General features: G+C 58.4%; 31 protein-coding genes. 7 read left to right on the top strand and 24 right to left on the bottom strand.

Going from position 1 to position 26,731, the window contains the following annotated elements:
* Positions 1–4: 4 nt before the first annotated feature.
* From GGD50_RS24385 to GGD50_RS24270, 24 genes are all read right to left on the bottom strand, one after another.
* Complete coding sequence (locus tag GGD50_RS24385; RefSeq protein WP_107108806.1) at positions 5–2,770, bottom strand: phage tail fiber repeat family protein; 2,766 nt, start codon at positions 2,768–2,770, stop codon at positions 5–7.
* Between the two features lie 6 nt (positions 2,771–2,776).
* Entirely contained in the window at positions 2,777–2,965 is a 189-nt protein-coding gene (locus GGD50_RS24380; protein ID WP_107108807.1) for a hypothetical protein, read from the bottom strand.
* An 18-nt stretch (positions 2,966–2,983) separates the two neighbouring features.
* Positions 2,984–5,275, bottom strand: coding sequence for a hypothetical protein (locus GGD50_RS24375; protein ID WP_107108808.1), 2,292 nt, complete (start codon positions 5,273–5,275; stop codon positions 2,984–2,986).
* Positions 5,276–5,278: 3 nt separating this feature from the next.
* A complete protein-coding gene (locus tag GGD50_RS24370; RefSeq protein ID WP_107108809.1) occupies positions 5,279–6,493 on the bottom strand; it encodes a phage tail protein I in 1,215 nt (404 codons plus the stop codon).
* On the bottom strand, positions 6,490–7,380 hold the full coding sequence (locus GGD50_RS24365) for a baseplate J/gp47 family protein (protein WP_107108810.1): 891 nt from the start codon (positions 7,378–7,380) through the stop codon (positions 6,490–6,492). The genes GGD50_RS24370 and GGD50_RS24365 overlap by 4 nt, the downstream gene beginning before the upstream one ends.
* Positions 7,381–7,382: 2 nt before the next feature.
* The gene (locus GGD50_RS24360; RefSeq protein ID WP_107108811.1) at positions 7,383–7,760 is read right to left on the bottom strand and encodes a GPW/gp25 family protein; all 378 of its coding nucleotides are present in this window, start codon (positions 7,758–7,760) and stop codon (positions 7,383–7,385) included.
* Positions 7,761–8,363: 603 nt separating this feature from the next.
* On the bottom strand, positions 8,364–8,915 hold the full coding sequence (locus GGD50_RS24355; protein WP_107108814.1) for a phage baseplate assembly protein V: 552 nt from the start codon (positions 8,913–8,915) through the stop codon (positions 8,364–8,366).
* Positions 8,915–9,664, bottom strand: coding sequence for a hypothetical protein (locus GGD50_RS24350; RefSeq protein ID WP_107108815.1), 750 nt, complete (start codon positions 9,662–9,664; stop codon positions 8,915–8,917). The genes GGD50_RS24355 and GGD50_RS24350 overlap by 1 nt, the downstream gene beginning before the upstream one ends.
* Before the next feature lie 9 nt (positions 9,665–9,673).
* Complete coding sequence (locus GGD50_RS24345) at positions 9,674–10,051, bottom strand: hypothetical protein (protein WP_107108816.1); 378 nt, start codon at positions 10,049–10,051, stop codon at positions 9,674–9,676.
* A gap of 1 nt (position 10,052) precedes the next feature.
* Positions 10,053–10,373, bottom strand: coding sequence for a DUF2190 family protein (locus tag GGD50_RS24340; RefSeq protein ID WP_107108817.1), 321 nt, complete (start codon positions 10,371–10,373; stop codon positions 10,053–10,055).
* Between the two features lie 71 nt (positions 10,374–10,444).
* A complete protein-coding gene (locus GGD50_RS24335; protein ID WP_107108818.1) occupies positions 10,445–12,100 on the bottom strand; it encodes a phage major capsid protein in 1,656 nt (551 codons plus the stop codon).
* 100 nt (positions 12,101–12,200) lie between these two features.
* Positions 12,201–12,848, bottom strand: a complete 648-nt coding sequence (locus tag GGD50_RS24330; protein WP_183939834.1) for a hypothetical protein — start codon at positions 12,846–12,848, stop codon at positions 12,201–12,203.
* Complete coding sequence (locus GGD50_RS24325) at positions 12,835–14,373, bottom strand: phage portal protein (protein ID WP_107108820.1); 1,539 nt, start codon at positions 14,371–14,373, stop codon at positions 12,835–12,837. The genes GGD50_RS24330 and GGD50_RS24325 overlap by 14 nt, the downstream gene beginning before the upstream one ends.
* Positions 14,373–14,567, bottom strand: coding sequence for a phage head-tail joining protein (locus GGD50_RS24320; RefSeq protein WP_107108821.1), 195 nt, complete (start codon positions 14,565–14,567; stop codon positions 14,373–14,375). Before GGD50_RS24320 ends, GGD50_RS24325 begins: the two co-directional genes overlap by 1 nt.
* Positions 14,568–14,569: 2 nt before the next feature.
* A complete protein-coding gene (locus GGD50_RS24315) occupies positions 14,570–16,348 on the bottom strand; it encodes a phage terminase large subunit family protein (RefSeq protein WP_107108822.1) in 1,779 nt (592 codons plus the stop codon).
* Positions 16,263–16,997 carry a MerR family transcriptional regulator gene (locus tag GGD50_RS24310; protein WP_181316080.1) on the bottom strand — a complete coding sequence of 245 codons (735 nt, stop codon included), beginning with the start codon at positions 16,995–16,997 and terminating at the stop codon, positions 16,263–16,265. Before GGD50_RS24310 ends, GGD50_RS24315 begins: the two co-directional genes overlap by 86 nt.
* Before the next feature lie 163 nt (positions 16,998–17,160).
* Entirely contained in the window at positions 17,161–17,730 is a 570-nt protein-coding gene (locus GGD50_RS24305) for a hypothetical protein (protein WP_107108859.1), read from the bottom strand.
* A 228-nt stretch (positions 17,731–17,958) separates the two neighbouring features.
* Positions 17,959–18,636, bottom strand: coding sequence for a transcription termination/antitermination protein NusG (nusG, locus tag GGD50_RS24300; protein ID WP_245407492.1), 678 nt, complete (start codon positions 18,634–18,636; stop codon positions 17,959–17,961).
* Entirely contained in the window at positions 18,626–19,750 is a 1,125-nt protein-coding gene (locus GGD50_RS24295; RefSeq protein WP_246451490.1) for a helix-turn-helix domain-containing protein, read from the bottom strand. Before GGD50_RS24295 ends, nusG begins: the two co-directional genes overlap by 11 nt.
* A gap of 86 nt (positions 19,751–19,836) precedes the next feature.
* Positions 19,837–20,130: a hypothetical protein gene (locus tag GGD50_RS24290; RefSeq protein ID WP_107108825.1), complete on the bottom strand. Its 294-nt coding sequence runs from the start codon at positions 20,128–20,130 to the stop codon at positions 19,837–19,839.
* Positions 20,127–20,771: a hypothetical protein gene (locus tag GGD50_RS24285; protein ID WP_181316081.1), complete on the bottom strand. Its 645-nt coding sequence runs from the start codon at positions 20,769–20,771 to the stop codon at positions 20,127–20,129. The genes GGD50_RS24290 and GGD50_RS24285 overlap by 4 nt, the downstream gene beginning before the upstream one ends.
* Entirely contained in the window at positions 20,768–22,159 is a 1,392-nt protein-coding gene (locus GGD50_RS24280; RefSeq protein WP_181316082.1) for an SAM-dependent methyltransferase, read from the bottom strand. The genes GGD50_RS24285 and GGD50_RS24280 overlap by 4 nt, the downstream gene beginning before the upstream one ends.
* Entirely contained in the window at positions 22,159–22,407 is a 249-nt protein-coding gene (locus GGD50_RS24275; protein ID WP_107108826.1) for a hypothetical protein, read from the bottom strand. Before GGD50_RS24275 ends, GGD50_RS24280 begins: the two co-directional genes overlap by 1 nt.
* Positions 22,404–22,901, bottom strand: coding sequence for a hypothetical protein (locus GGD50_RS24270; protein WP_107108827.1), 498 nt, complete (start codon positions 22,899–22,901; stop codon positions 22,404–22,406). Before GGD50_RS24270 ends, GGD50_RS24275 begins: the two co-directional genes overlap by 4 nt.
* Positions 22,902–23,415: 514 nt before the next feature.
* On the opposite strand from GGD50_RS24270, the gene GGD50_RS24265 reads away from it, so the two are divergent.
* From GGD50_RS24265 to GGD50_RS24235, 7 genes are all read left to right on the top strand, one after another.
* Complete coding sequence (locus tag GGD50_RS24265) at positions 23,416–24,063, top strand: LexA family protein (protein WP_107108828.1); 648 nt, start codon at positions 23,416–23,418, stop codon at positions 24,061–24,063.
* A gap of 265 nt (positions 24,064–24,328) precedes the next feature.
* Entirely contained in the window at positions 24,329–24,493 is a 165-nt protein-coding gene (locus GGD50_RS24260; protein WP_181316085.1) for a hypothetical protein, read from the top strand.
* Between the two features lie 67 nt (positions 24,494–24,560).
* The gene (locus GGD50_RS24255; RefSeq protein WP_181316083.1) at positions 24,561–24,701 is read left to right on the top strand and encodes a hypothetical protein; all 141 of its coding nucleotides are present in this window, start codon (positions 24,561–24,563) and stop codon (positions 24,699–24,701) included.
* A 12-nt stretch (positions 24,702–24,713) separates the two neighbouring features.
* Positions 24,714–25,052 carry a hypothetical protein gene (locus GGD50_RS24250; RefSeq protein ID WP_107108829.1) on the top strand — a complete coding sequence of 113 codons (339 nt, stop codon included), beginning with the start codon at positions 24,714–24,716 and terminating at the stop codon, positions 25,050–25,052.
* 6 nt (positions 25,053–25,058) lie between these two features.
* On the top strand, positions 25,059–25,238 hold the full coding sequence (locus GGD50_RS24245) for a hypothetical protein (protein ID WP_107108830.1): 180 nt from the start codon (positions 25,059–25,061) through the stop codon (positions 25,236–25,238).
* 1 nt (position 25,239) lies between these two features.
* The gene (locus GGD50_RS24240; protein ID WP_246451487.1) at positions 25,240–25,533 is read left to right on the top strand and encodes a hypothetical protein; all 294 of its coding nucleotides are present in this window, start codon (positions 25,240–25,242) and stop codon (positions 25,531–25,533) included.
* Positions 25,534–25,641: 108 nt separating this feature from the next.
* Entirely contained in the window at positions 25,642–26,580 is a 939-nt protein-coding gene (locus GGD50_RS24235) for a hypothetical protein (protein WP_107108831.1), read from the top strand.
* The last annotated feature ends 151 nt before the right edge of the window (positions 26,581–26,731 follow it).

Below are 26,731 nucleotides of genomic sequence, written 5' to 3'. Positions count from 1 at the left end.
TCCCTCAGAATGGGAAAGCGGCAAACCAGCCGCGATTTTGAATGTAGAGCTGCGGCTGACGAGAGCCGAACCTGTATTGGTCGCCGCTCACGCGCTGCGCCATGGTCAAAACATAAGCACCGTTGTTGATGACCGAGCCGTTGGACATCAGCACCTCGACGTACCCCGCCATCTGTGAATTGGTGACTGCATTGGCAACGTGAGCTTGTGCCCATGCGCTGGCGCGATCTTCTATCCGCTGATTGAGGTCGCCGAACTGTTGGGTCCAGACGGCTCCGTTGGCAGTAATATAGAAATGGATTTGGCCACCTTGGTCCTGCCAAATAAGAGAACCATTGCCATCAACCACCCATCGCCCACGCTTCACATTCGGATGATGCAGCCAAATGCTGGGATCGGTCATCCTTATTTCGAGGGAGCCGGACATGATATCGCCAGTGCGATTGACCGGTGCATAACCAAGGCTGGCCTGCTTGGTGTCCAACGTTGTCTGGAGGTTCGTTATGTCCGCGATAGCGTGCTTGTGGCCGGTATCGGATTTCAGGTTCAGAGCCGTTTGGGTTGCGTTCGAAATTGGCTTGGCCGCATCCGACGTATTGTTGACGTTTCCAAGTGAAAGGGCGGTGCGTTGAGCCGCGCTGTCGGCGGCAGTTAGCAACGCCTTTCCCGGCGCCGTCGCGTCCGTCAGATCGGCCGATGTCAGCGTGACCGCACCTTGCCGGCCGGCAACAGACTGCACAACGTCGGTTGGTGTGCGCAGCTCCTGCCAGTTCGCCAGCACGTTCGCCGGCTCGGCCTGCAAGATGAAGCTTTTGTTGAGATCGGTGCGGATCGCGACATCGCCCCTTTGCACCGCCAGCGCCAACATTGCGGCCTGCGTTGCAACGACAAAGGTGTCGGTGATCGCAGATGCGGGCAGTTGCGTTGCCGGAATTTTGCCCGCCCCGTCTAGCGAGGCGTAGCCGTTCGCGACCCCTTTGTTGGCGATGTTCTCCGCCGAATAGCCAAGGCTCGCCTGTTTGCCGGCCAGCAACGCATCAACGGTGGACACTGAATATGCGTCGGCAATGCCATAGCCCGCCAAGCTGGTCGGCTTGCCGGCGACATCGGCAAAGTCCACGAAGCTCCACGTCATCGACCCGGCAGCACCGCCGGCAGTCAGGACCTTTTTCGAACTACCGATACCTGTGGCCGGCACATGCAGGTTGCCGTCCCCGGTCGGATGGACATAGTTATTGGCTCCAGCCGCAACGCCGTTGAGTTTGGTTTTGTCGCCAGCCGACAGAAAGCCGCTGGTCGTGGTTGTTGCGTCCGGATGAGCGGCAACTCCGCCGGCCCCGACATGGGAAGCGGCAGCAAATGCCGTCGATGCCTGCAATGCTGCGGAACCGAGTTGCAGTAAAACGCGGGTCGCGCCGGCATCTACTGCCGCAGCCAAAGAGCGGCCATATACTGACGACGCTCCCTCAAATGCGGCTGTCCACGCCGTCGAGAAATCCGGCAAATCGGCGACGGCAAGCGACAACGCAGCCTTCGCCGCTGCCACATCGCCCGCCTTGAGGATCGCGCGACCGGTTGCGCCGCTGTCGGCAATGTCGCCGGCATTCAGCGTGATGACGCCTGTTTTTCCAGCGACCGAGGAAACAGCGGTGAACGTCGGAACACGCTCCCAACGAGTTGGGCCACGGCGCAACTGGTCGCCAGCCGAGACGTCTCCGACATCATCGGCGGCGACCTTGCCGGGTACAGAGACAACCCAAAAATCACCCTGATTTCCCGAACCGGACGAGATGGCCGGCGTGTTCGTCGCGGCGTCGTAAACCCCAAGAAAGCTGCCATCGACGGGAAGAAACGTCCCGGAAATCTTGCCATCAGGGCCGAGCGGCACATATCCGTCGGGCTTCCCCTTATTGGCAACATCTTCGGCAACGTACGAGAGCTTGTCCTGCTTGCCAGTCAGGAGGTTGAAGATTTCGGCTTTGGTGTGAGCATCGCCAATCCCATAACCGCCAAGCGTCGTCGGCTTGTCGTCAATTTCCGACCACGGATGGCGATGCCGGTCATAGTCCTGCGCCTTCACATAACGGACATCGCTATAAGCGAGGTCGAGCGATAGAGTAAGGTCGCTCACCATCTCGCCGCCGCCCCTCAATCCGGTCCCCGCAGTGATCGAACGCGTTTTCGGCACTGTCAGGGAAAGGACTTCCCGAAGGGCATCTTCGACGGTCGTGGACGCCAGTCCGCCGCCGGCCTCGCGATAGACTCGGTCGGCCTGATAATCGATATGGGACGTGGCTGAGATAATCCAGTTGGCGCGGATGGGATCGCCCGCGCCAAAGGTCCGTTCGATATCGACGGCGAGCGAACCGCTGTCACGATTGTAGGAAATCAACCGGCCCAACATCACACCATAAGGAGCATCGCGTGTGACCAGCGCCAAGTAGGCAGCCGGGGAATAGCGACGCTTGTTGGTCGAGCTGATACCGATGGTCATCGGACCGGTCTTCACCTCGATAGCAGAGTTGCTTTCCGCGATGAAGACGGCCCCAAGCTGTAGGTCCTCCTGCAATTGCGCAATGAGCGGCGACACGGCTTCATCGATCCGCTTCAATCCGTTTTCCTGCAATTCGCGAACAGCCGACCGCCAATCCTTTTCGATTTCCTCCTGTCCATGAAGGCGCAAATCGACATCTTCGAAGCGCCTGTTCCAGTAATCGGGATCGCCGAGATCATCGCCGACCCTGATTTGATATTGATCCAGTCGGCGCATAACCGGTCACTCCTGTACTGCGGTGATTTCCTCGAAGGAGAGGATTTGATTTTTGATCTGGTCGGCGAGAACACCCTTGATGGTGCCGCCCTGGCTTGGGCGAATAGTCAGCCCCGCGACCTTGACGACGGTTGCGACTTGGACGCGGTAGTCCGCGTCCGGCTTGAAGGCCGGCGTGGTGCTTTTGGCAGGCATGTTTCGTCTCCGGGAAATTTAGAGCGCTACGTCAACGCGCTCTTCGACATGGAAAGGAACGAGGGCATTGTTTGTGGTGCCGTCGATCTGGATTTTGTAGGCGTTGATTGCCGGGGTGGCGGTAAAGCTGTAGGTGCGTCGGAAACGACCGGGATCGATGGGCTGATCCACAAAGCCGCTGCTTTCGATCAGCGTATTGTCATCCTTGCGCAACTTGACCGTGATCGTGTGCCGATCCGCTTCGAACTTGGCTATGATGAGCTGAACCGTGATCGTCGTCGCCGAGGTAGCAAGCGTTCGGCGCGTCGAAATGTGTTTCAGCGTGGTCCGCTGTCGCCAGATGCGTATGCGGCTGCTCGGTATCTCCAGAGCGGGCGCAACGGCATTCGTGCCGGTCATCACCACACGATGGCGGAGCAGCGGCGGCAAGCCCACCAGCAGATTAGGCGTTAACACGTTCAACGGCTTCCATGCGCCGTTGATCATCACCTGATGTTCAATCTCGCAGGATTTCGGCTTGATCGTTCCGGCAAGGATATCGATGGAAGCGATGCCGCCCGAAAGCGTCAGCGCGGCCAACTCGATTTCGACGCGAGACGCCTTGAAGACCAGATATTCCATCTGGAAATACAGGTCTCTCGTCAGATCGCCTTGATAGTAGGCGCCGTCTGTCGAGTAAAACAACGTGCCCTGCGCATACTTGTTGCTGTCAACGACCGCGACCTTGTGGTTGCCAAGCGTGGTGATAATCAAAGCATAGCGCTGCCCGGCTTCGAGAAACACGGGCGGGATGGCAACATAGGTATCGTTCGGCGCAACCTTGATACTGGCGTAGGGGATCGTGACATGCGTCACAAGATGCTCGGGGTCAGGCGATCCGCTGGCCGTGGTGTAGCCGATGGAAATGTGCACATCGCCATCCGCGCCCTTTTCCGTGAAACGCAACTTCAGGCCAGAAAGCCAACCGTCCTGCGAGTTGAGGAACGTCTGCGCGATCTGCGCGCCCGATACGGTCCGGTCGGTGACCTGCGCAACCCAATAGTTGTCGTTCCATTCGTCCTCCCAAAACTGCTGGACGCGAAGGAGCGTGTGCGCGTTCAGAGGATCCCACCACGATTGACCATAGACGTTATCGAGAATTTGCGTACCGGTAACGAGGAAGGTTTCGCCGTTCTTCTTAAAGGTGTTGGTGGCGCTATCGTAGACGCCATCGGCCCACCACTGCGAATTGTTGCAGACGTTATAGGCAGGCCCATAGCGCAGGCGCGAACGGGCAACCGACAACTGTTTCATCTCATGCGTCTGAAAGCCGTACTGCGCAATGGCAATCGAACCATCGACAGCGCCCGCCGAAGACGCCAAACGGATTTCCCGCCCCGAGATCGCCGGCAGCAGCAAGCCGTTGCCCGGCACGTAGGCGTTGAGATCGAGCGGGTTGTAGAGGGAAATCTGCGTTTCATTCCGGTTCTCGTGGGAAAACCGAACGCCCTCTTCGACAAGGCAAAGCAGGTCGATATTTTCGTTGTCGGTTTCGTTGGTCGTCAGGAAGCGGTCCGACGCCCAATCGGACGCGTCGTCCGGTATTTCCATTTTCTCTTTCAGGCGGGCAATGTCACGCATGACATTGATCAGCTCGCCCGAGCCGGCCATGCCCGCCATGCCCTTTTTGAGCGCGGTGATATCACTGGCAATCGTGTTGATGCGCGGCTCAATCTGCGTCCGCCAGACTTCGAGCGAGCGAATGCGGGTGTCGTTGCGCGTGACAGATGGCAGCGCGTTGGCAGCTTCCATCGCAATGGCCTCGATACCGGTCGTGTTCAGCGTCACCCAGGCGATGACGATCAACGATTGGTCGATGACCGGGCGCGGCAGTGTCGCGCTCTCCTGCCCCGGAATGAGGTCAATCTTGGCCGCACGCTGGCGTTCCACCACCATCATGCGCGGTTCGGTCGTGTCGCTTTCCAGATCAACGAGGAAGTCGCGGGTCTCATTGCGGCTGTCTTCCTCCTGACCGTAGGCGATAACGGCAACCAGCCGCTTCGTGGCCGAAGGCAGGATCGAGACGATATTGCGGGTCGATGCCTGCGCCATTTCGAAGATGGCGCCATCGGGCCGATAGATGCGACCGGCCGCGACCTGCAATTCGGTGGCGCTGTTTTTGGTGACAGCAAAGCCGGCATAGCCGGGTGCATCCGCCGTCACCGCATCCTTGACCAGCGTGTCAAAGGTCGTGCGGGCGGATGACTGGATAGCGTTGAGGTCGCTGTGACGCGCCTCCATGCGATCCTGAAACGGTACTGTTTTCAGCATATGTCAGCTCCTGAGAAGACGGCCAGCAATGAAGGGCGTTCCAGCAACGATGAGCTGGCCCGCCTGCGGGCTGCGGTAGGTTTTTGTGTTGATGAGAATCGTATCCCGCGCCGATTTCGCGGCGCGAAGGGCTCGCAGGGTTTCGCGATATTTTTCCCCGTCCGAGGCGGCAAAAAAGCTTCCGAAGAAACCGCCTACCAAGAGCGCCCGGCGTGGTTTGACGGACGGCACATGCACCACGAGCTCGGCAGTGAATGGCGCGACACCAAAGCGGCTCACACCCAAATAGGAAGCACCGCGACGGCGCGGGACCATTTCAGGGTCCCAAATGACAATGCGCTCAAACACCCGTGTTTCGGATCGCATGTTCGACCAGTAACGACGGTGCAATGGTCGCCCGAAAAATGCCGCCCGCCCTGCCCTTGCTGCGGTATATTCTGCTTCGGGCTGGACCGTCGCCGGGCGCATCCCATAGCGAATGACGGACGGCGCACCATCCGCCCGCCGGAACGCAGCGACCGAACGGTTGTGATCGAGCGATACGAGGAAGCGCAAGCTTCTGCCGAGATAGGTAACAGAGCGCCGACGCGGGCGCCGAAGCAGCGCCCGTTCGTATAAGGCGTAGCCAAGACCCGGAATGATGTCTGTGATCTCTTCGACATTGATGGGCTGCTCTATGCCGCGCTCGACAAAAGTAATGCGCGGGCGCGTTCGATCTGCCGCCTTGCTGTCGGATATGAACGACGCGCCGAGCGCCGAATATGCCCGCGCCGAGAGAAACAGCCGCTTCCCGGCAAAGGACCGCGATGCGCGGGTGTAGATGCGAATTTGCGGCATGCGATCGGCAAGTGCCGCACGCTGCTCTTCCGACATGCCACCCGAAAGAAAGAAGGTTCCAGGGGGCCGGATTGCCCTGACAATCTCGCTGCCGACAATGCCGGCATAAGCTTCAAGGCCGGCAAGCGTACCCTTGATCCGATGATGATAGATCGCATCCGCGATCACTCGGCGCTGATGATGCACCGGCCATTTCGGATTCCAGATATCGACCGAATAGGCATGCGCGAGCGCCGGCAGGAAATGCACGGGCGTTGTCAACGGATCGAGGTAGGCTTGCCAATCGATTCCGATTGCATCCGTGCGCTCACCGACCGCAGCAAGCGCCTTTTCCAACGGCAATGAGCTTTGCGGCAGCAAATGCGTCTCCGCCGGGATCATGATTGCACCCGGAAGGTCAGGTTGACGCTCGTCAGATAGGGCGCGACGTTGGCGCGGGCGGGCATATCCGAGAACACGGCATTTTCAATCCGCATGACATTCGGGACATACGCCGCCGCCAGCAACGCCGTGGCGGGAATTTCAGCTCCGATATGATAGCGGGCCACGCCAAACGACCGAACGCTTTTAGCCGCGGCATCCACGACCTGCGCAGGATCGGGACCGCGCGGCACGATGAGCGTTGCCGAGAGGGAGTAGCGGTCGATCTGTGCCGCCGAAACGGTCACATCGTCCGTGAGCGGTCTTATGTGCTTGGCGTCGAGCGCCTTCGCGACGGCAAAGACCGCATCGAGTGGGGCCGCAACTCCTTCGGCACCAAGCAGATAGACGAGAACCTTACCTGCCCCGCCATTGGCGATTCGAATGTCATGCGCTTGCGGCCAAGCCTTCAGGGCCGCAGCCAGATATCCATCTTCCGAACCTGCCGCCGGGGCGGAGAAGGTCGCGAGATAACGGCGCAACAAGGCGCTGTCATCTTCGCGAAAGATCAGCTTGCCACGCCCGTCCAGCGTAATAATGCGTTCGACGCCTGCCTTCGATACCGCGTGGTCAAGATCAGCACCCTTCGCGAAAGCTGGCAACGTCGAGCGCAGGCCGTCATTGACGCGGGCGCGCATCAGCAGTTCGCGGTAAGCATGAGCCTCCTGATCGATCTTGAGCGGATCGGTTTCGAGGCCACCCACATCATACTCATAGCCGGCCTCTTCGGCTCGCTTCTCAAGATCTGACATCCGGGCCGCAAGGATTGTCTCGAAGTCGAGTTTTTCAATCGCGTCCGGTTCCGGCAGGCGTGAAACATCAATGATCGTTGGCGCGTAGATTGCCATGGTCAGCCCCCGCTGTAGACGACGCGGACGCTTGCGCTCTCCGAAACGGAGTAGTCGCCGCGATGGCCGCGTGGGTAATAGGTTCCGAAGATTTCCAGCATGATCGAGCCGTCCGCATCGGCTCGCGTGACCCGACCCGCCGTCATGCGATAACGTGGCTCCCATTCGAGGATTGCTGTCGCCGCAGCGGCGTAGACGGCAAGAATGGTGCGCCGGGTCATCTTGGCATCGATCAGATCGAGCAAGTCGCTGCCGAACGTTCGACGCATAACGCGCGAGCCCTTCGGCGTGGTCAGTATCTTCCGAATGGACTGCTCAACATGGCCCCAATTACTGAGCTGCTTTCCGCTTGCGGCGCTTACGCCCGTCGAATCCGGCATTGTCCGAACCTCTTTCTGATTTGACAGGTGACACGACATCGCCAAACGTTGGCGTAAGCTCCCTCGCCTGATGGCAGGTCAGCGAGATAATTTCGCCGGACGCACGCCATTGCGATCGCGCCAAGATCGCGCCTCTTGCAATCCGTTCGATTCTCGTATGATTTGCACTTAATGCGCGTAATTCGTCCGCGCGGGGAGATAGAAATTGAAACCAATTCCCATGTTAGTTGTGACGGCACTAACCTTTTCCGGTTGCCCTGGCATCAGCAACGCAGCCGTCGCCGAACCTCTCCCAATGCCTGAATTTGATACACTGCTTTTCTGCCGGAATCTCACATCGAAGATGCTCGTAAAATCCGAGCAGGCGGTGGAAACCGCCAAATGCGTCTATCAGGAGAGAATCGCCAAAGGGCAATTGCAGAACCACTGGAGCCTTATGACTCCCAACGCTGTCAAAAACTGCATGAAATACCAAGAGCCAGGTAGGCAGAGTTATTTCACTTTTCGCGGGTGTGTCAGTTATTCTATAGGTCTTGAATGCATGAAAGACGCCTATCGCTGCTCACTCAAGTAATGAACTTTTCATCGGCAATGACTCACAATCTAGTCTTTGGCGAACACACGAGACGAGCCCTCGACAATCGGCCATAGCCCCTTGGACGAGCCTGCCCCAACGTCCACCTTGTCGCCGATGCGGGCAACCCGTTTCCCGCCCTCGCCGCCGAGCTGCACGTTGGGCGATACCACGATGACGGTCGCGCCCGTTACCTTGACCAGATCGGCCGAGGCTTCAACAACGGTATTGCCGATCTTGATATGCAGCGGCATATCCTTGTTCTCGCGAGCGTTGGCATCGCTGTAGGTCGAGAAATCTATCTGCGCGTCCGTCATGTCGCCGTTCTCCGATACGACATCGACTTGCTCGCCCTTCTCATAAAGCACGTCCACCTTGACGCCACCTGCCGCCAAGGTTCGCGCACCGATCCACGGCGTAAGGTAGGGCTTGCCGTTCTGATCGGACAGTTTCACCCGGTACTTGCTCTTGTCGTCGCTGACTTCGGCAATCGTCCCTTTCCTGCGGCGGTTGCGGTTCCGCCGCTCAAGCTCGGCAATGCGATGCATCATATCCGCAAGCTGTTCGACCAACGTGCTCATCACGGCATCTCGAAGGCTGGCGTCATCAACATGGCATCGGCTTCGCCGTAGACCATGCCATACCGCCGCATGGCGGCCTGCAGTTCGTCGACATCGCCCGAAATCTGCGCGCGCATGAGTTCGATATTCTTCGCCATATCTGGCGACTTGCGAATTAGATCGGTCTCGCATTTGGCGAAAAACCGCGCCAACGGCGTGCCGGGACCGAGCGCCGTACCACGAACAGGGTCGGCAACAACCTCCGTCGTGAGCTTCAATCTATGGGCAGCAAGCCGCGTTCCGTTCGCATCCGCGCTAACACGGTCGCGCTCGACACCCACAAGACGAAGACTAAGGCACCGAAAGAGGTCTGCCCACTCGTTCTGCGGATCGTTGAGTGCATCACCAATCTGACGCATGGTCATATCAAGGTGAAACTCGAAATTCGCGTCTGTGGCCGGAAGCCCGCCATAGATAACGCTTTCGTCCGTTTCCGGGTCGGTCACGACATGCGGCGACGCAATCCCCGCTTCAAAGATGATATCGACGTTTCCGTTTTTATTGAGTGCCCGCGTCTCAAGTCCTTCTGTCACCTTTGACGCGCCGACATAGACCGAAATGAACGGCCTTTCCTTATGCGTTCTAAGCGCGCCATCTGCCCCGATGTCGAGCGTGCCGATTTCACTGTCGAGCACATTGTCGCCGACCATGGTGCGCCCGATTAGGGCTTGCACGGCGGCGATGCGTATGGCGATGCAGGCAAGCGACATGTGGCGTTCTCACTTTTCTCGAAGGACGGCGACAATCAAATTGCTGTAGCGGTCGGAGATAAAACCGACTTCCCACACCGGTTCACCCTGTCGATCGATCGCGCGCACGGCATCGCCGGGTTGAAGTTTCGGACCGTCATAGGAACCGCGATCAAGGAAAAGCTCCGCCTCCCCCGCAGCAAGGCGACTGCGAAAGACGCCGGCCTGTCCGACTCCTATCGGCTTGGAATCGTCGCCGCCCTCGCAGAGCGTTTCGCAGCGAACAATGATTTGCGGGCGCTCCGGGTCGAGCTTCCCATTCTTCATGAAGGACAGCCGCACCCGCTCGCCAAAAGCGCCGCCGATCTTACGATCAACGGCAGCTTCCAGTTTTCGCCAATCGACCATGTTATTGATGCAGAACTACATCGCCACGGTCAGACGGATTTTCGGCGACGTTGGCGGAGTAACCGATCTTCGTCTTGCCGCCAGTGGCGTCCGAAGTCACCAAACCAGCATCCCAATAAACCGGTATGCCTTCGCCCCACGCCTGCGCAGCAACTTTAGGTAGACTGTAGACGCCTTCGCGGTCAAGGTTGACGCGCTCGCCTTGATTGGCGGAGTGTGCAGCGACACCGAAGAGCTTGCCAACAAGCACGCCATCGCCGGACTGAACATCGGTGGGCGCAGTCATTTCGAGCGTGTCGCCTTCCTGAATATAGTTTTTCATCGTGAGCGTTCCTTATGAACAATGAGGACGTGAGGCGGACCCGAAGGCCCGCCCATGTTGATCCGCGCCGGTTAGGACAGCTTGCCGGGATTGTGATAGCCGAACCGGAAGTCGGTCGCGCCACAGCCGAAATCGTGCTCCACCGACATGCTGAAACCCTGCCGACCGAACGGCTCGTCCATGCGCACGCGCGGCGCTTCGTATCCGTCCAGATAGCCCCAGCGATAATTCGAACCGGTCGAGGGGTCCGCGAACAGATCCCAGGACGGCCCATCGATCTGCGAGGTTTCGACAAGCTCAAACTTGCCCGAGAAAATATTGACGGTCGAAACCGTGGCTGGCGTGATCGAGGCCAGGAACTTTTCGGCGTTCGTAAGCTGATCAGGACCAACGAGCATGATGCGGGCCGGATTCGCCAACATCGGCTTGTCATCGATAGTCTTCTGTTTACTCATGGCCTTGCGGCCCAAGCCCACGCTATCGACAGTTATCGCCGCGTCGGCACCGACGTTGGCATGGTCGGCGTGGAAAACGGTCTTTCCATCCGCCAGCTTGCCGTTGTAGGCGCCGGCATAGAAGGTGACTTCCTCAAACAGCGCCACCGATGCGCCGTAGCTGGTCAGCAGATCGGAAATCGCGCCGAGATCGTCATTGATAAGCATCTGACGGCTGATGTTGAGCGCGATGGCATAGCTGAATGCCTGCACCGATTCCTTGCCTTCACCGAAGGTCCCATATTTGATCTCGCCGTTTTCCAGCACCTTCTTCAGCATCGGGAAGTCGCCGACGCGGACAATCGTATCAGGGCGGAAGTCGCGGAAGTTTTTCTTCCGGGCGAACTTGCGGAACGTCGGTTGCGCGAGCGCATAGCGCTGCTCAAGCGTACGATTCACAGCGCCCTCAAAGATGGCCGGGAAATCGGACGTTGCATGCGATGCACGCGTAAAGATGTCGTCGATGTCGCGGGCATTGAGCATGCGGCGACCACGGAAGTCGACGATATCGGCGGCGATGTCGATCAGTCCCTGCCCCGTGAATTGGCGTGCAGCAGCCGACGGACCGTCTTTCGGCATCGGAGCACCGAGGCCGTAAGCGAGCGCTTCGACACGGGCCGCACGGATCGTCTCGGTTTCATCCTGCCCAACCTGCGCACGCACGTGGCTGTCAGTCTTGACCGACTGGTCCTTATCGAACAGCTTTTCGAACAGTGCCGAGCGGAAAGCATCAACCGTCGTTCCGGCGCGGATATGATCGCGCCCAAAGTCGGCAAGGCCGGCGCGGCTGGCGAGGTCGTCAATGGTCGCGGATCGCGTCCGTTCGGCAAGAATGCCTTGCTGCTCGGCGTCGGCATTGTGATTGCCCGGCTGCGAAATCGGGGTGCCGCGCGTGGCATTTTCAAGCGTGGCAATCTCGCCGCGAACCTGCTCGATTTCAGCAAGGATGCCGGCATGATCCTGCTCGATAGCACGAGCGGCCTCGCTCGACAGACCGTCCACCAACTCGCCCCGCTTTTTCTCGGCGCGGCTGGTCAGATCGCTCAATTTGCTGCGCAACGCAAAAATTGCCGGCGAGGCTTGCAGCATGTGGTTCAAGCCGCCACCTCCCAATAAGCTGTCGTGCCCGATCAGCGGAGCGGCATGGGAAGGGTCGGCGGAGATGATAGCAAAGGCGAGGCCGAAGCAAAGAAATGCGGCGACGGTCGCGAAAACATATGCAGCCTTTTTCATGGCGTGCGGTTCCTTATGTAGAGTACCGGGCAAAACAAGCGCCGTCGCCCTGCGTCCCGGCGGAGCGCAGGCGGCGAACTTCAAAAAGGGGGAATTGGGATTAGGCCAGGCGAAGCGCGGCTTCGGCCATTCGCATGCGGGTGGCGCGGATCAAATGGCTATCCGGCTCGCCGATAAGCAACGGAAAGGTTGCCTCGCTTGAGCGAACCTGCGCGCCGGGATCGGCGGGCACCGTCACAAACGAAACCTCGTTCGGCGTCCAGCGCTCCACGAAAATCTTTTCAACGTCGCCCTTCTTCTGAGCTTCCTCAATGCGGATTTTGTCGATGGAATAACCAACCGATACATTCTTGATGATCTTGTCAGAGACCAGTCCGAACATGCGGTCGGCGGCTACATCGATTCCGGGCTTCGGGAAACGTATCGTGCACATGCCCTCGCTACCCTCGACCCATGCCCGGTCCACGACGGCCACCTGAGAAAAGGTGGACCAACGGGAATGACTGTCGAGAACAGGAGCGCCCGCATTCATGCGCGAGAGGTCAATCGCCCGTTCGCTGACGACAAGGATTTCGTCAAACGGCACGGCGGTATCCCATCCCGTATAACGGAGACGGCGAACCGCCGACCCAGTCGTAAACGCCAGCGTCACCGTGCGCGCGTCGGTGTTGATAGAGCTGTTAAGAGCCTCGCCTCGAAACTGCATCGGCAGGCTGGTGGGTGCCTTTCGCACTTCAAGTCTCGTCATCGTCTTGGCTTTCTTCTGCCTTGTCGGGGGGATCGTCATCCCATCCCTGTTGCAATTGCCCCGCCTGCGAAACCCGGCGGGCGTCCGTGTCGAAGACAAGTCCGAGCTTGTCTATCTTCCGCTGGAATTCCGCGATTTCGGCAATCACCTCGTCGGGGTCTTCGCCGGACTCGGCAATGACGGAAGCGTGCGACCGGAAGCCGGCGCGCACTTCCTTCACTTTTGCGTTAGTGTCTTTCAGCGGATCGGCCGAATAGAAGCGCGGCGGCGACCATTTCACCGGAACTTTCGGCGACTTTATCAGGCCCGCGAAATATGCTGCCTCGCAAAACCAGTCCCAAATTGGCTGCAACAGCATCGGAATGATGAACTTCCACTGCAGCTCAGAGATGATCCGCTTGAAAGTTTCGATGCCGATTTTGCCCGACGAATAGTTTACCTTGTCCAGCCTACCGGCCAGAATGAAATAAGGCATCCGCCAACCCGCCGCGATAGTATGCAGCATCGAGACTTTGTAAGGATCGTAACCGCCGGTCGCCGCCGGCTGCGAGAAGTCGAGACGCCGGCCACCGACCGCATTGTAGAAGGAGCCCGGCTCAAACTTTTCGACGCGCTCACCACGCGCATTGTAGACGCCCGGCTGAAGGGGCTTTCCCGTGCCTTCTTCCACCGGGGTTCCGAGCGTGTCTTGCTCCTCGCCGCCGCTCATCACGCCGACAAGACAAGACTCAAGCCGCTTTCTGACCAGCTCCGATTCCTCGTATTTCGCGAGATCGTGCATGTCATCCATTGCCGGCACGCCCCAGGGCGTACCGCGAACCTGCGTTCGCTGCTTTTCAAAGACATGGGCGATTTCGGAAGCGAGAACCGGCTTCGATATCACCGACGACATGGGATCGAAGAAGCTGTTACCGGGATGCGAACCAAACATCCAATAGGCGCGCTTGCGGCCAATGGCGTCAAACTCGATACCCTGTATGACCTTCCCGCTCCCGGAAAGAATTCCTTCCCTAGAACTGTCGATCAGGTCCGTTTCGAGAACCTGCAACTGCAACGGAACCGGCAAGCCATCCTCAAGCCTGCGACGGCGACGACGTACCAAGCCATCGCCGCTTTCGAACATGCCTCGAACGGCCAAGGATTGGAGGCCGTAGAAATCGAGATCGCCATCGGCATCGCAAACTTTGCTCCATTCGTCAAAAAGCTCGTTGACCTTTTTGTCCTTGGCGCGCGGCACGATGCCATCGCCAATCGCATGCGAGACGAGCTGTGCGACGGCATGCGCTGCATAAGGGTTGTTGCGAACGAGATCGCGCATGCGGTCGCGGAGCGTCCGGCCAGCGCGGGAAATCTCCGCGTCCGCCGATGTCGAGCGTGCGCGCCTGCCGGATTTCAGGCGGCTGGTTTCGGCTGCGGCGTAACCGCGCGACATGATTTCCATCGCGGCGCGGTTTTTAATCCGGCGAAGGCCAGATTCCGGCGCAAAATAGCCAATGGTCCGGTCGATGATATTGGCAACACTCATCAGTCGAGCGCCGCGCGAATGATGCGTGGGCGTGTCGAGCGGCTGGCTTTCAATGCCGCAAGCGTTTCGCGCATCTCTTTCAACGAGTGATATTCGACTTCGCGGCGTGTTCCGCCCGAATGAAATATCACCTTCCTCGCGCCCATGAGAATGGCCTCTTCGAGGGCGGCAATCTGATCGTCTGTTGTAGCCATCGCTATAACCACTCCGATTTTGCGATTTTCGGTGCATGTGAAGTTGCCGGCACTTCCGGCGGCGTGGACAGTTCGCCCTCACGATGCGCCCAATTGGGATTGACCATCTGCCGGGCGGCAAAGGCATAGACCGTGCAGTCAAGCGCCTCGTGGCGACGACCCGGAACCGGCACGAACTGGCGGAAGGTCTGACCGCGCACATAGCGAACCACCATCTGTTCGCCCGTGATCTGCTCATACCAAACGTCCGGCAGGTCTTTCGAAAAACGCATAGACTTCGGGCGAACAAGCCGACCGAAAATGTTGCTCTTGATGCCGTCCACGCCGACGATGAAAAGCCTTCCGCCTTTGACCGAAGTCTTCGAACGCTCGATCCAGGGCCGATTGCCTGCCGCTCCCTTGATCGCCAGTACACGGCGATTGAACCGAGGGAACGCGAAACGATAGACGGTCTCCATCGTTTCGCCGTCCGAGCTGTCGATGCAGACGGCATCAACCTTGATCTTGCCGCCTAGCGGGTGATCCCACCGGGTCGATATCGCAACGTCCAGCTCGGTCCATGTCGAATGATCGTCATAGCGGCCCCATATGACCGTATGCCCGAGAATGTAGGGAATGCCCGCCTTGTCCCATCCGACAAAGGTCGCCTCAAGTCGGTCATCCTGCACGTCTACGCCGGCGGTGATAATGAGAACGTCCGCCGGGATAGCCTCAAGCCCAAAGTCTTCGGCACGCGTAGCAAGCTCGATGTCGTCTAGCTCGTCGCCTTCCTCTTCCCATCCTTGGGCGAGGATTGTGTTGACGAACGTTTGCAGCGTCGTCGGATCATTTTTGACTGACACAAATTCCCGCGCCAAACGCCCCCAGGACGCATTGGGCAAAAGCGAAATCAGAGCGTTCATCCGAAAGCCGGCATGATCCTTGATCTCCGGCCGCAGTGCCCGCCAACGCCCGGCGGCGACCATGGCGGGCTTGTGCCGCTCGTCTATGGCGCAACCGCATTCCGGGCAAACATAATAAGCCTTTTCCGGCTCACCTTCCGGCCAATGGATATCGCCCCATGTTATTTCATGGAAGTGCCCGCACTCCGGGCAAGGCAGTTCATAAATCCGCTTGTCCGATTGTTCGTAGGCGCGCAGCACATGGCTGGTCGCCTTGTAGACAGGCGTAGACCCCATAACAATCTTGCGGTCCGCGAACGAAAGTGTGCGCCGCTCGGCAAGCAAGATCGGCGAGCCTTCCTTCGTCGCATCCATGCCGTCCGCCTCGTCAATGAAGAGGATACGGACATTGTGGCGACGAAGGTTGCGCGGTGCCTTTGCTGCAATCACCTTGAGGAAGCCGCCGGGAAAGCGTCGGGCGAGAAGCGTGTTACGCCCGCCCTCGTCGGCATCGCCGGTCAGCAAACCCCGAAGCGACGGGGACGCGTCAAAGATCGGCTCGACATCGGACACCATATAGTCGCGGCAGTCGGCCTCTGTCGGCAACAATGAAAGAATGGGCGATGGGTCGTTTGCGCAGAAGCTTGCAAGCGCGCTGGTCAGCAACGTGGTGAAGCCGACACGAACGGGCTTAACAAGCGTGACGCGCTCAATTGCAGCGCTGCCGATCGCATCGGCAATCTCGATCTGCGGCGGCCAGAGCTGGACCATGCCCGTGAGCGACGACACGCCTTCGGGAAGATAGACGTTCTTTTCAATCCAGTCCGATAGCCGCAGCTTCGGAGGCGGAAGCAGACTGTCCCACAGCGCCCGCCTCAATGTCGCCAGTGCTGTCGCCATCGTCTTCGTTACCAAGCTCGGTAAGTGCCGACCGTATTTCGCGGTCGATCAGGTCAACGTCGTAAGTGGTGAGATGCGGAAGCTTCTGCCGGCATCGCGACGGGACCGACAGCATGCCGTTGCGAATGCGGCGACCTATCGAGGTCCATTCGTTGCGGACATCGACAATGGCGATCAGCTCCCGACGAAGCGCCGCGTTTTTCAATGCGGTCTGGTCTGCCTGTTCTCTTGCCAGCCGCGCGCGTTCGGCTGTCAGCGCGTCGGAGCCGTCGCCTGTCCGGCCCGCTGCCATCATGCGCAGATGTTCGCAATAGCGCTGGACCGACCCGGCCATGTCGAAGCGATTCCGATCTGTCTTCACCACGATTCCACGCTCGACAAAATCGGAGATCGCCCGCTTGGACACCCCTAACAAGTCAGCGAGTTGGGCGGCGGTCATTTCGCCGTTGCTCGCGTCTTCCGGCTCCGATGCAGCAGCTTCCGCCTGCGCAAACAGCGTGGTTTCGGCCGCAGTCGAGTGTTTCTTGTGCGCCTTGGCCGCGAAACTCGCGCTTACGCTGAATTTCTCGGCGGCTTCGCGAACCGTATGGCCCTCGTCTAAGTAGGCGATAACCTGCATTCGGAGTTCGTCGGGATAGCTCTTTGCCATCTGATTCCGATTCCACCGAAAGAGCGGTGGAATCCCCCTATAATTTTCTTCACAGAGCGAAATCCCGCAGTCGCGCGCACCCGCTATTCGGACTCTTTCGGGGGAAGGACCCGACCGAGGGGGCCGGGAGGCCGGCGGCGATGAGGGGTCGAAGGCAAGGCCGTCAGGGCGCGAGCTTGGTCAAGGCGGCTTCGACCCGTTCCTTGAGCAACGGTGCCGCGACACGATGGAAGGCCGCAGAGGTCGCGCCCGTGGTCATCTCCCTTGGGATGAACACACCCGACCGGGCAAAGGTGATCTTTGAGCCTGATCGGTTCAACCGATAGAAGACGTGTCCGTTGAAGTGAGGCACGTCGATGCGGTCAGGAAACAAGCCGCCACGCATGAAAGCGCCCGGATAAAGCGTCGGCTTGCCGAATGGTCTCGCCACGACACCCGATGGGGTTTCCTTGGGGCGAAGATACTTTAGGCGAATGTTACCGCCTCGCGTCGCCATGTCGTAGTAGAGCTTGCCCGGTCGCGCCGCGGATGGATTGCCTACCGCCTTGACGATGGTGGCGCGCGGCAGGCCGGTTTGCTTCGTCAGCTCGCGTATGACAACCGTCTTGGCGCGATTGCCGACCTGATTGACAACGCGCGGCAAGACTTTCGGAAAGCGCTCTTTCAGCTCGCCTATCCGCTTGCCATATTCCGTCAGGTTGCGGTCAACCCATTGCATGGACAGTGCAGTCATCAGCAAGCCCTACCTGCGGGAAACAGAAAAGGCGATCACTCTGGACCGCCTTCGATACGATGATGATTTTGGCAATGCAGTAGCACCGGCCTTGAATCGCTGCTCTCATTCGAGAGGGTCAAGGCAGGGTCCACCCGGCTTAACAGCGTGGGAGCTTTCCGCTCCGCTCGCCAGCCTCTGAGGCGGCGCGCTTGCACATGGACGGTAGATCATCCTGCCCATTGCTTCTCACAACTTTTCCAAGAGCGCAAGAGGGGCTTCTATGAGGTGTTCCTTGCCGAAAAGCTCCACCTTAACCACCGCTCCGGTCGCCACTCGTTTGCCGTCTATGGTGCGATCCTTGCGCATCTTGCAGATCAGGCCGTTGAAGTTCGCGAAGGGACCAAAGGTAAAGCGAACGGTCATCCCGCGCTTGAACACCATGCAGTGCTGCGCGTCGGGCGCTTCATCGAATGCCTTGAATCTTTGCACTTCCTGATCGGAGACACGATGCGGCGATATCATTCCGCCGACGAAGCCAGCGACCCCATCAACACGGCAGATGCCGCATACCGCAGCCGGCGAATAGACGATGTTGACCAGCACATATCCAGGCAAAAGTGGGCGCATTACGTTGGCAACGATCTTGCCACGAATGACCTGCTGGCCGATGTTTTCGAGCGGCAAAAACACCTTCACGCCCGCCCTCTGAAGGGCATCTTCAACAGCTTTTTCCTGCTTGTGCTTCGTCTCGACTACGAACCATTCACGCTTTCCCGGCTGATTTTCCGCCGCCATGGAAAGCATCGTGGCCTTGATTCGCTTGCGGCTGCGCATCTGATCGAACAACGATGCAAAGCGTGTCAGGTCGTAAAGCTCCGGGTTAACCGGTTTGCTGGCGGCATAAATTTTCGCGTCATGCATCATTGGAATTTCCCTCGTTAACTTGCCGTTCAAAAGCAGACCACGCCTCACAAACCGCCGCGTCCAAGTCCGTGATGTCGGATGGGACAGGCGGGAAAAAGAACCACTCAACGCCCGCCGGAATGGGCAACCATGGCAGACCGCTGCGGGCAAAGAACCGCTCCCAGGCCTGCGCAAGCTCGCCGTTTCGGTGTGTGGTTTCGAACTTCTCGGAGATCCGGAAAACGTTGGGAGCGACACTCACGCCCTTATGGTCCGTCGCCCGCTCGTCCATGGTGTTGACCTTTGGCCAGCCGTATTTGCTGCGGCGCTCGCGAAGGATCGCTTCCGCTTCCTCGCCACCCGCAGCTACCATTCGGCGTTGGAAGGGCGTCAGGCTCGGCATCGCCGTGAAGAGAGGCCGAAGCAGCTCGGCACAACGGCCTGCATGCCACGCTCTGGTGTACGGGCCGTGGACGATTGGCAGTGCAACGTCCGACTTCGGGTCCTCAAGCTTTTCCCAATCGCGGCCCGTCAGGAACGCGCCGGCCCACGGAACTGAGATTTTCGCTTTCTCGGCACGCTCGATGTAGGTCGGCGATTTGGTGATGCATGCGGTGCGCTGTTCTGGCGAAAGCTTCTGCCAAGCCTTCCGAGCAGCATATTCGCTGTCCTTGTCCCGCGTCGGCCATTTGGCGTACCAGCGACGGAAAGCCCGCTCGATCGCTTCCGGCTTTTCCTCCGAACCGTCGTCGCGCGCATCTCTCTCTTGCTGATAATCAGTATTTTCTGAATCTAAGTTATTACTAAGTGCCGATTTTGCCGGCGACGGTAAAACCGGCGCCGGTTTTGCCGGCGCCGGCATTTCAGTCTGCGGTAAAAATGCCACACCTTCGGAAGGCTCCGATTGGTCCTCTTCCGCCGAACGCGGCTCATCGAAAATGACCAGATTGGATGCGCCGAATTTGCCGTCCGCACGAGACTGCTCGCGCTCGGCATAACCGTACTCGACAAGTTCGGCGATCATCTTGCGCGCCTTATCGCGCCCGCAACCGCCCTTTTTGATGATGTCCCCAATGACAACAGTCCAGTTGTCCGGCTTGGAAAGCAGGTAGCCGAGCAGCCACCGTGCTTCCATGGAAAGACGGTCATCCTCGAAGACGTGATTGGGAACGGCGGTATAGCGGGCATTTCGCGCGCCGCGCCGAATGGTAGCTTCGACAGTCATCGTCCACCGCCTTTGCGCACGATGTCGCGCAGGAACGAGCGAACCGCATGTAGGCCAAGCACGACGGTTTGCGGTAATCCGCCGTCAGGCAACCGAGTGGCGTTGATGGCGGCAAATTCCACGTCCAGCGCGTCCACACCAAGCCTGAAGTGCGCTTCCGTCAGGACGCGCCGGATTGCTGCGCAATCGCGAAAGATGACGCCTGCGGGCACGCGCAAGAGCCACGCCGCGCGTTCAGCATCCGTTTCGCAATCGGCAAGCTCTTCAACAATGGGGAGAAGCTGGCTCATCGGCCCACCTCGCGCTCCACCTTGCGCGCAAGAACGCGATAGGCGTCCATCTGCTTGCAGAGATCAGCATGCGCCTGTTTCTGGCTGGCGATGGCGCTTGCCGCGTCCGCACAGATAGCCTCGAAGCTGCGGAACGATGCGTCCAGCCGGGCGGATTCTTTCAGAAACTCGTCAAACAGCGGATTGGAGCCTGCCGGGCCAAAGAATTGTTCGCGTACCTGCGCAACCCAATCGCGTGGCACGCCCAAATCCTTGGCAACGGCGGCGTCCGTCCAGGGTGCTTTATAGGCATCCTTGCCATAGACCTCGTCCAGCTTGTCATTGATGATGCGCCGATCCTCGCGGGTCATCTCGCGCGGCTTATCTGCTGTGGAAGGGGCGCATTCACTCGCCATGATTTTTGTTCCTTTGCGCTTCGCCGGGCTGGCGTGAATCGGGCAAAAGTCCTTGCGCGGACCGTTGCCGACCACCCATCCCTTGTTCTGGAAAAACTGAATTGCCGCGACCGGCGGCTTTCGATTAACCCCTGTCTGAAAGGGGAAATAAGCGACAGCGCCACAGCTCGCGCAGTCGATCCGCATAGCCTTGGTAGACTTGTCGCCGTAGGGAATGGAAACTTCTGGAAAGACGCGTTCGCTCATTGGGAGAGGTTCCCCGAGCCTTCGGCAGGCAGGTAGTCTTTCCAGTCAACGCGCCGTGTCACCGTGCAATCGCCATAGGTGCCGTCTTCCTGCAGCTCCCATACGAACCAAGCCGTATTCATGCGGCTGCTCGCTTTGTTCCCCTCCCACCCGTCGCGGTGCATCATTGGCAACCTGCGTTTGAAGACGTAGGCGCGGGCCGGCGGACAATCATCCATAACGAAATTGCGGTCATCATCCGCAAAGCCGCAGAGGAAATTCAGGTTGAGCAAAAGCGCCATCTTGCGCGGTCGGAAGACGCGCAGTGCATGGGCGACGAAGGCGTTGAGAACGTCACCATAAGGCGGGTTCGTCACGATGTCGTAAGACCCGCATTCCGCAGGCTGCGAGGTCAGAAAGTCTTGAACTGACTGCAATTCGCCGTGTTGGTCCGCCGTGCCGTAATCGATCAGATCGGCGAGGACGACGCCATAACCGGCGAGTTCCAGCACATGGGAAATCGCCCCGCGCCCACAGGCGGGCTCAAGCAACATTGCCGAAAAGGTTTCGAGTGCCAGAAGCGTGAACATGGCTTCGGGCGGCGTTTCATAAAGATTGTTGCCGCGCTCGTCCTTCGTCGCGCTCGCCGTGCCCACCGCTGCGCGGAGATTGGCGCGTGTTGGCGCGAGTCCGGCCGAAATCCTTGCCTGAATAGCACGCTCAACTATGCCCGGTTCGCGTTGCTCAGCAGCCGCATATTTGCGGGCTTCATGAATTTCCTTTCGGGAAAGACCGGCTTGATCGGCGGTAAAAGCGTTCTCGTTGGGAACGCTTTTCGGGCGTCCCTTAAAGGTCCTGCCCGCCGATTGCGCCTCGTCCCACTTGTCGGCGATCAAAATTTTCGCGCGGGTCTCAATCAGCAAGGCGTCGGCCTGCATTCGCCGCGCCTTGGCGATCAGCTTTTCCGTTGCGCCGATCTGCTCCGCAAACTGCGCCGCCGTCTTTGCCTGCGCGTAGGCAACAGACGCGACAATCCGGGCGTTGACGATATCGCCCTCATCAAGCAGTGCCCTCGCCCGTTCGACGGTCGCCACTAGCCCAGAGGCGTCGGCAACCGACACAATCTCCGGCACAACCGCAACTGTCGGCCCGTCGGACGCATCAGGCAAATCGCCCGGCTCCGCTATACCCTGCAGCGTTATCAGCAACTCGCGAGCGCGGTCAGTGGGGTAGTACGTCTTGCCGTCTTTCTTATCGCGGGAGAGATAGCGATTGCTGACAGCCTTGTTTGCCGCCACGATTTGCTTTTGCTCCGCAACGATGACAACGCCGTCATGCACCGCCGTCATGATGACCGCGAGCCCGTTCGGGCCGGGCTTGGGAAGCTTGACCGATTCATAAACGCCCATCAGTTCGCCCTCATCAAACGGTCGAGATAGGCTTGACCGAGGCCGGTCAGCTTCGCAGCGCGCTCGTCTTCGCAGATATGGAGATAGCCGCAGCGGTGGCATTCCCGCGCGAGCTGGCGACGCCCAAGCCCAACCGAAATATCCACGCGCCCACCGGCAAACTGCACTTCACGCAAAAAGCCCCTTGCACGTTCGGACAAGGGGCGGGCCATCAGCTCATCAATGGCGGGGTCGGTTTGGTGTTTCATTGCCCACCTCCGACAACCTGAAAGCCAACCTTCTGCCCACCCCTCGCCTTTACGGCAGCAAGTGCTTTTCGCAGCACCGCCAGCCCCGCTTCTAGTTCGGCGGCATCCCGATCCATCTTCATCGCTTCCGCAGGCGTCACCACCAAATCGGCAATCGCAACCGCTCCGCCGGAAATCAGGTCGCCAGCCTTACGCACCGTGTCGGAATAGGCCGCGACAAGGCAGTGATCGGTTCCGTGCGAACCCTCAGGGTCCACGAGCCGCTTTCCACTCAGCTCGGCCATGGCGGAGGTGACGACCGGCACACCACATTCCGATTCGAGGGCATAGACCGCATGCAGCGGCATCAATTCCGGATCGGTGGCGTTGTTCATCCGCCCGATGTGGCTTTTCGAGATAGAGGAAATCTCCGCAGAGCGCTCGATGCCGCCGGCAAGGCGAATAAGATCGCGTTGCGCAGCCTTGATGCGATGAAACCATGCAGTTGATATCATGAGATAAAGCCTTTCCCGCGCCGGGAAATTCCCAGCGTTTTTCCCGTAGTGGGAATTGATCGAAGGTGAGAAATTCAGGGCGTTACGAAGCTACGGAGGCCCACATGCAAAACGAGAATTCCCCGCGCGCGGCGGCAGAAAGGAAAGCGCCACGGCGCGGGCTGCAGCAGGCCGGGAGGATTGGCCGCGCGAAGATGAAAAGAGGCGCTTCATTCTGCCGCCTCCAATGGGATTGCTGCCAGCTCGGCAAGACGCTCGAACGTGACTCCGTCGATACCTCGACGCCGGCCGGCACGAACAACCCGTACCCAATAGCAAGACGGTATCGAACCACGCCGACGCATGGCTTTCGCGGATTCGTACGGCACGCAGATATCAAGGGCAAAAGCCGCCGTTGAAGGCCAAAGAATTATGATCGTCGCATGGGTCATGCGTGATAGGTGCATTATACCCCTATTTTTGTCAACCCCGTTTAGGTCAGACACCGACCCATAAAATAGGTACAAAATACCCCATGATCCAGCGGCAAGAACAATTCGAGCGCGAGCAGCGCGCAGCTAGGCTCCGCGAAGCTCAGGAGAAATCCGGACTTGGCGGATACCGAAAGCTTGCCCAACGTTTTGGGTGGAACGAAAACACGGTCAAAGGTCACCTCCAGGGCAAAAGCAGCTTTGGAACCGTAGCCGGGAAGCAGTATGCGAAAGCATTTGGTGTTTCTTTCCAATGGCTCTACCACGGCACAGGAAACCCCGATGACATCGATATCGAACCTGCCTCCATTATTGACGTGCCACTAATATCGATGATCAGCGCCGGGCACTTGGCTGGACATGAGGGAATTACGGACTTTTCGGAATTTCCTACGGTATCGGCGCTGGACTTGCCCGAGGGTGATTGGATTGCGCTGAGGGTCGAGGGCGACTCGATGAACAAGATATCGCCTCCAGAATCCATTATCTTTGCCAACCGCAGGGATAAAAGACTGGTCCACAACGCTTGCTACATCATAGCCGACGAGCAAGGCAACGCGACTTACAAGCGGTTTAGGAGCGACCAAGAACCGCCCTTCCAACCTGCATCATATCTCGACATACCCCCGCCAACGCTGACCGGCACCATTACCGTTATCGGAAGAGTGAGAAGATCCGTCATTGATATGTAATCAGTGAACAGCAGGATGCCCGCCACTTCAAATTGCATGTATTCAGACCCCGCCGAGCGGGGTTTTTTTGTATCCGATTCGCCCCTAAAAATTGACTGATTCCTGTATGGGTGTAATTTACCCCCATTTTTTTCTTGCGCAATATAGGTGCATATTGTACCTACTTCTCACCCAAGCCGAGAGACCTTCAGCGGTACGGGCAAATAGCCGGGCGAACTCCTCCAATCGCGACGAGAAGCCGGCCCCATGAAATGGAGAGAGAACAGTGCGCAATATTCCAAGGGAAATGGCTGATCTGGCACGCGAACGCGGCGTCGGCATGACCGAAGCCGATTTGAAAGCCGAAGGCTTCACAAAAGACGAAATCGAAAAGCACGCGCCCAAAGCGGCGGAGATACTGCGCGCCGCGGAATACACACGCGCCGCCTGACGCTCGCATCCGCTCCGGTCTCCGGCCTTCGGGCCGGTTTCCCGAACGGATGAACGGAGATCACCTCATGTTCCGCATTTCCCCAATGACAGAGATTCCCACTGGCCTGCCACAGCTCGATAGGGACGTGCGTGTGCTCTGCGCTGCAATCGGGCTCATCACTGCCGGCATGGCGTTCGCCACGCTGACAATCGTGCTGCCGCTCTGATTGAGGCGAAGCATGGCCAAGATAGAGGTTTCACCAAAACTCAAAGACGACGGCACGCACGCGGCTATAGCCGCAACCCACATCGGACAAGCCCACATCGCGGGCACGGGACCGAGCGGCGCGACCTGTGGGCAATGCACTTTCTGGCATGCTTGGCGGAAAGCGAAAGTCAATGGCGAAAGCCAGCTCGTCGCCGTCGAGCCGGGCACTTTCAGCATGCGCCATAAAAGCCGCCCGAGCGAGCGCAAAGACGCGCTCTGCAACAAACCTATCATCAATAAGGCGAGACGAACCATTCCGGCCGCAGCCACCGCATGCCGCTTCTTCACGCCACGAACGACCGAGATCTAATCAGCAATGCTGTCGCCAAAGGCCATTCAGATCGCACCCCGGAAAAGTTCACTGTTTCGCGTCCGCTTCTATGGCGGCGCCACCATCACCACCACCGCCGCCAACGCCCTGCAAGCCGAGCAGAAAGCTCGCCGCCAGCGCCCTGGCTTCATCGAAACTGTCCGTATTGTGAAAGGAAACCGCTAGAATGATGACCGCCGAGACGACCAGCAGCAACCCGATGCCTATGCAGCGCCCGCGTCTGCGCCGCAGCGATGTGCCGAATTACCTTGCGTGTAAGCACGGCATCGACATTGCCGTTTCAACGCTTGCTAAAATGGCAACTGTTGGCGGCGGCCCGGCCATGCAGTACAGCGGGCGCATTCCGCTCTATCACGTTCAAGATTTGGATACTTGGGCGGAAGAGCGTCTGTCGAAAGCCGTTCGCTCAACATCGGAGCGCAGCTTAGTGGGCAAGCAGTGCCTATCAGATCAACGGTGAAGCATTAGCTTTGAACCATCCGCTTGGAATAAGCTTGCCTTCAAGATGGTCTGGACGGTTTTGCAAGATGCGGTAACTTAGGTGCAAGATTCGTCACAAGTGTGAGATATGGCAAAAACCGATTGGATTGCAAATGCAGTTGTGGTCTTGATGGGCCTGATTACTGTCGGCGGCGCCGTTTGGTTGGGCCTATATTTGCAGGGACGCGGACCAATACCTCCAAAGCAGCTATCTGCTGAGTATATAGGGCCTAGCGATCCGCTACAGGACCTACAAAATACAGGCACAAATATTTCCGTTTCTATCTCCAGCGGCGGAAAACCTGTCCCGAAAATCTACATCTACCGAGCGTCACTAGAAAATACTGGCCATGCACCGATACTACCGTCAGATTTTTTTGGGGACCTCAAGCTGTCGGCGCTCCCCGATTGGCACATTGTTGCTGTCGGGAACTCACCTTGGCGCGGGGCGCAAAGCGTTTCCGTAGATTGGAAGCGAACTTCTGATAACTTGTATACCGCCTCCCCTACCCTGCTCAATAGCGGCGACGAGATCGCGATAAGCGTTTACCTCACGGCAAAGGAAGACGTTGAGACGGCCGCAGTGCTTAAGGGCGCGAGTGCCCCGATAGCCTTCGAAACAAGGGTTGCAAATCTTCCTTCCATAAGTCTAAAGCCAAATATTATTATGGAAAAAGCGCAGCCGGTTGCCGGAGGAATTACGGTGGAGATTCGAAATTGGGGTGTTTGGTTTTTTCTCGTAATTTTCGCCATATACTTTGCACTTCATCTATTCCTATTAAGACGCTTTGCGAGCGTCTCGAAGCTTAACTATGGCTACCTTGTTCTCATTTTTATTGCTTCAATATTTAGCATTTCAGCGGCAGAGGCGACTACTACATACGTTTTTGGGCCATACGCGGGCTTACCTGATGTTCCGGCAGATGGTTGGCTAAATATACCGCCTCTAGCGCTAAACTTCGGCCTTCTTCTTTTATTCTACCTTTTCCCCATTCTTAGGCCGCAGTACCTTCGCTCGGGTCCCTGATACGCCTTTGCCCGCCGGACAAGTGGACAATCTCAGAGCGGTTTGAACGGGTCAGATCTCAGAGTCGGATTCGAAAAGGGTTCAACGATATCCATACCTTGCTAGCCGTCTGGTGATGAGACGAATGTGGGCGATCATGATCCACGCTTCG

The organism is Martinezella paranaensis (assembly GCF_014200235.1).
Classification (GTDB): Bacteria; Pseudomonadota; Alphaproteobacteria; order Rhizobiales; family Rhizobiaceae; genus Rhizobium; species Rhizobium paranaense.
Note: the sequence above shows the minus strand (reverse complement) of the source record. Positions and strands in the feature narration are given on the sequence as shown.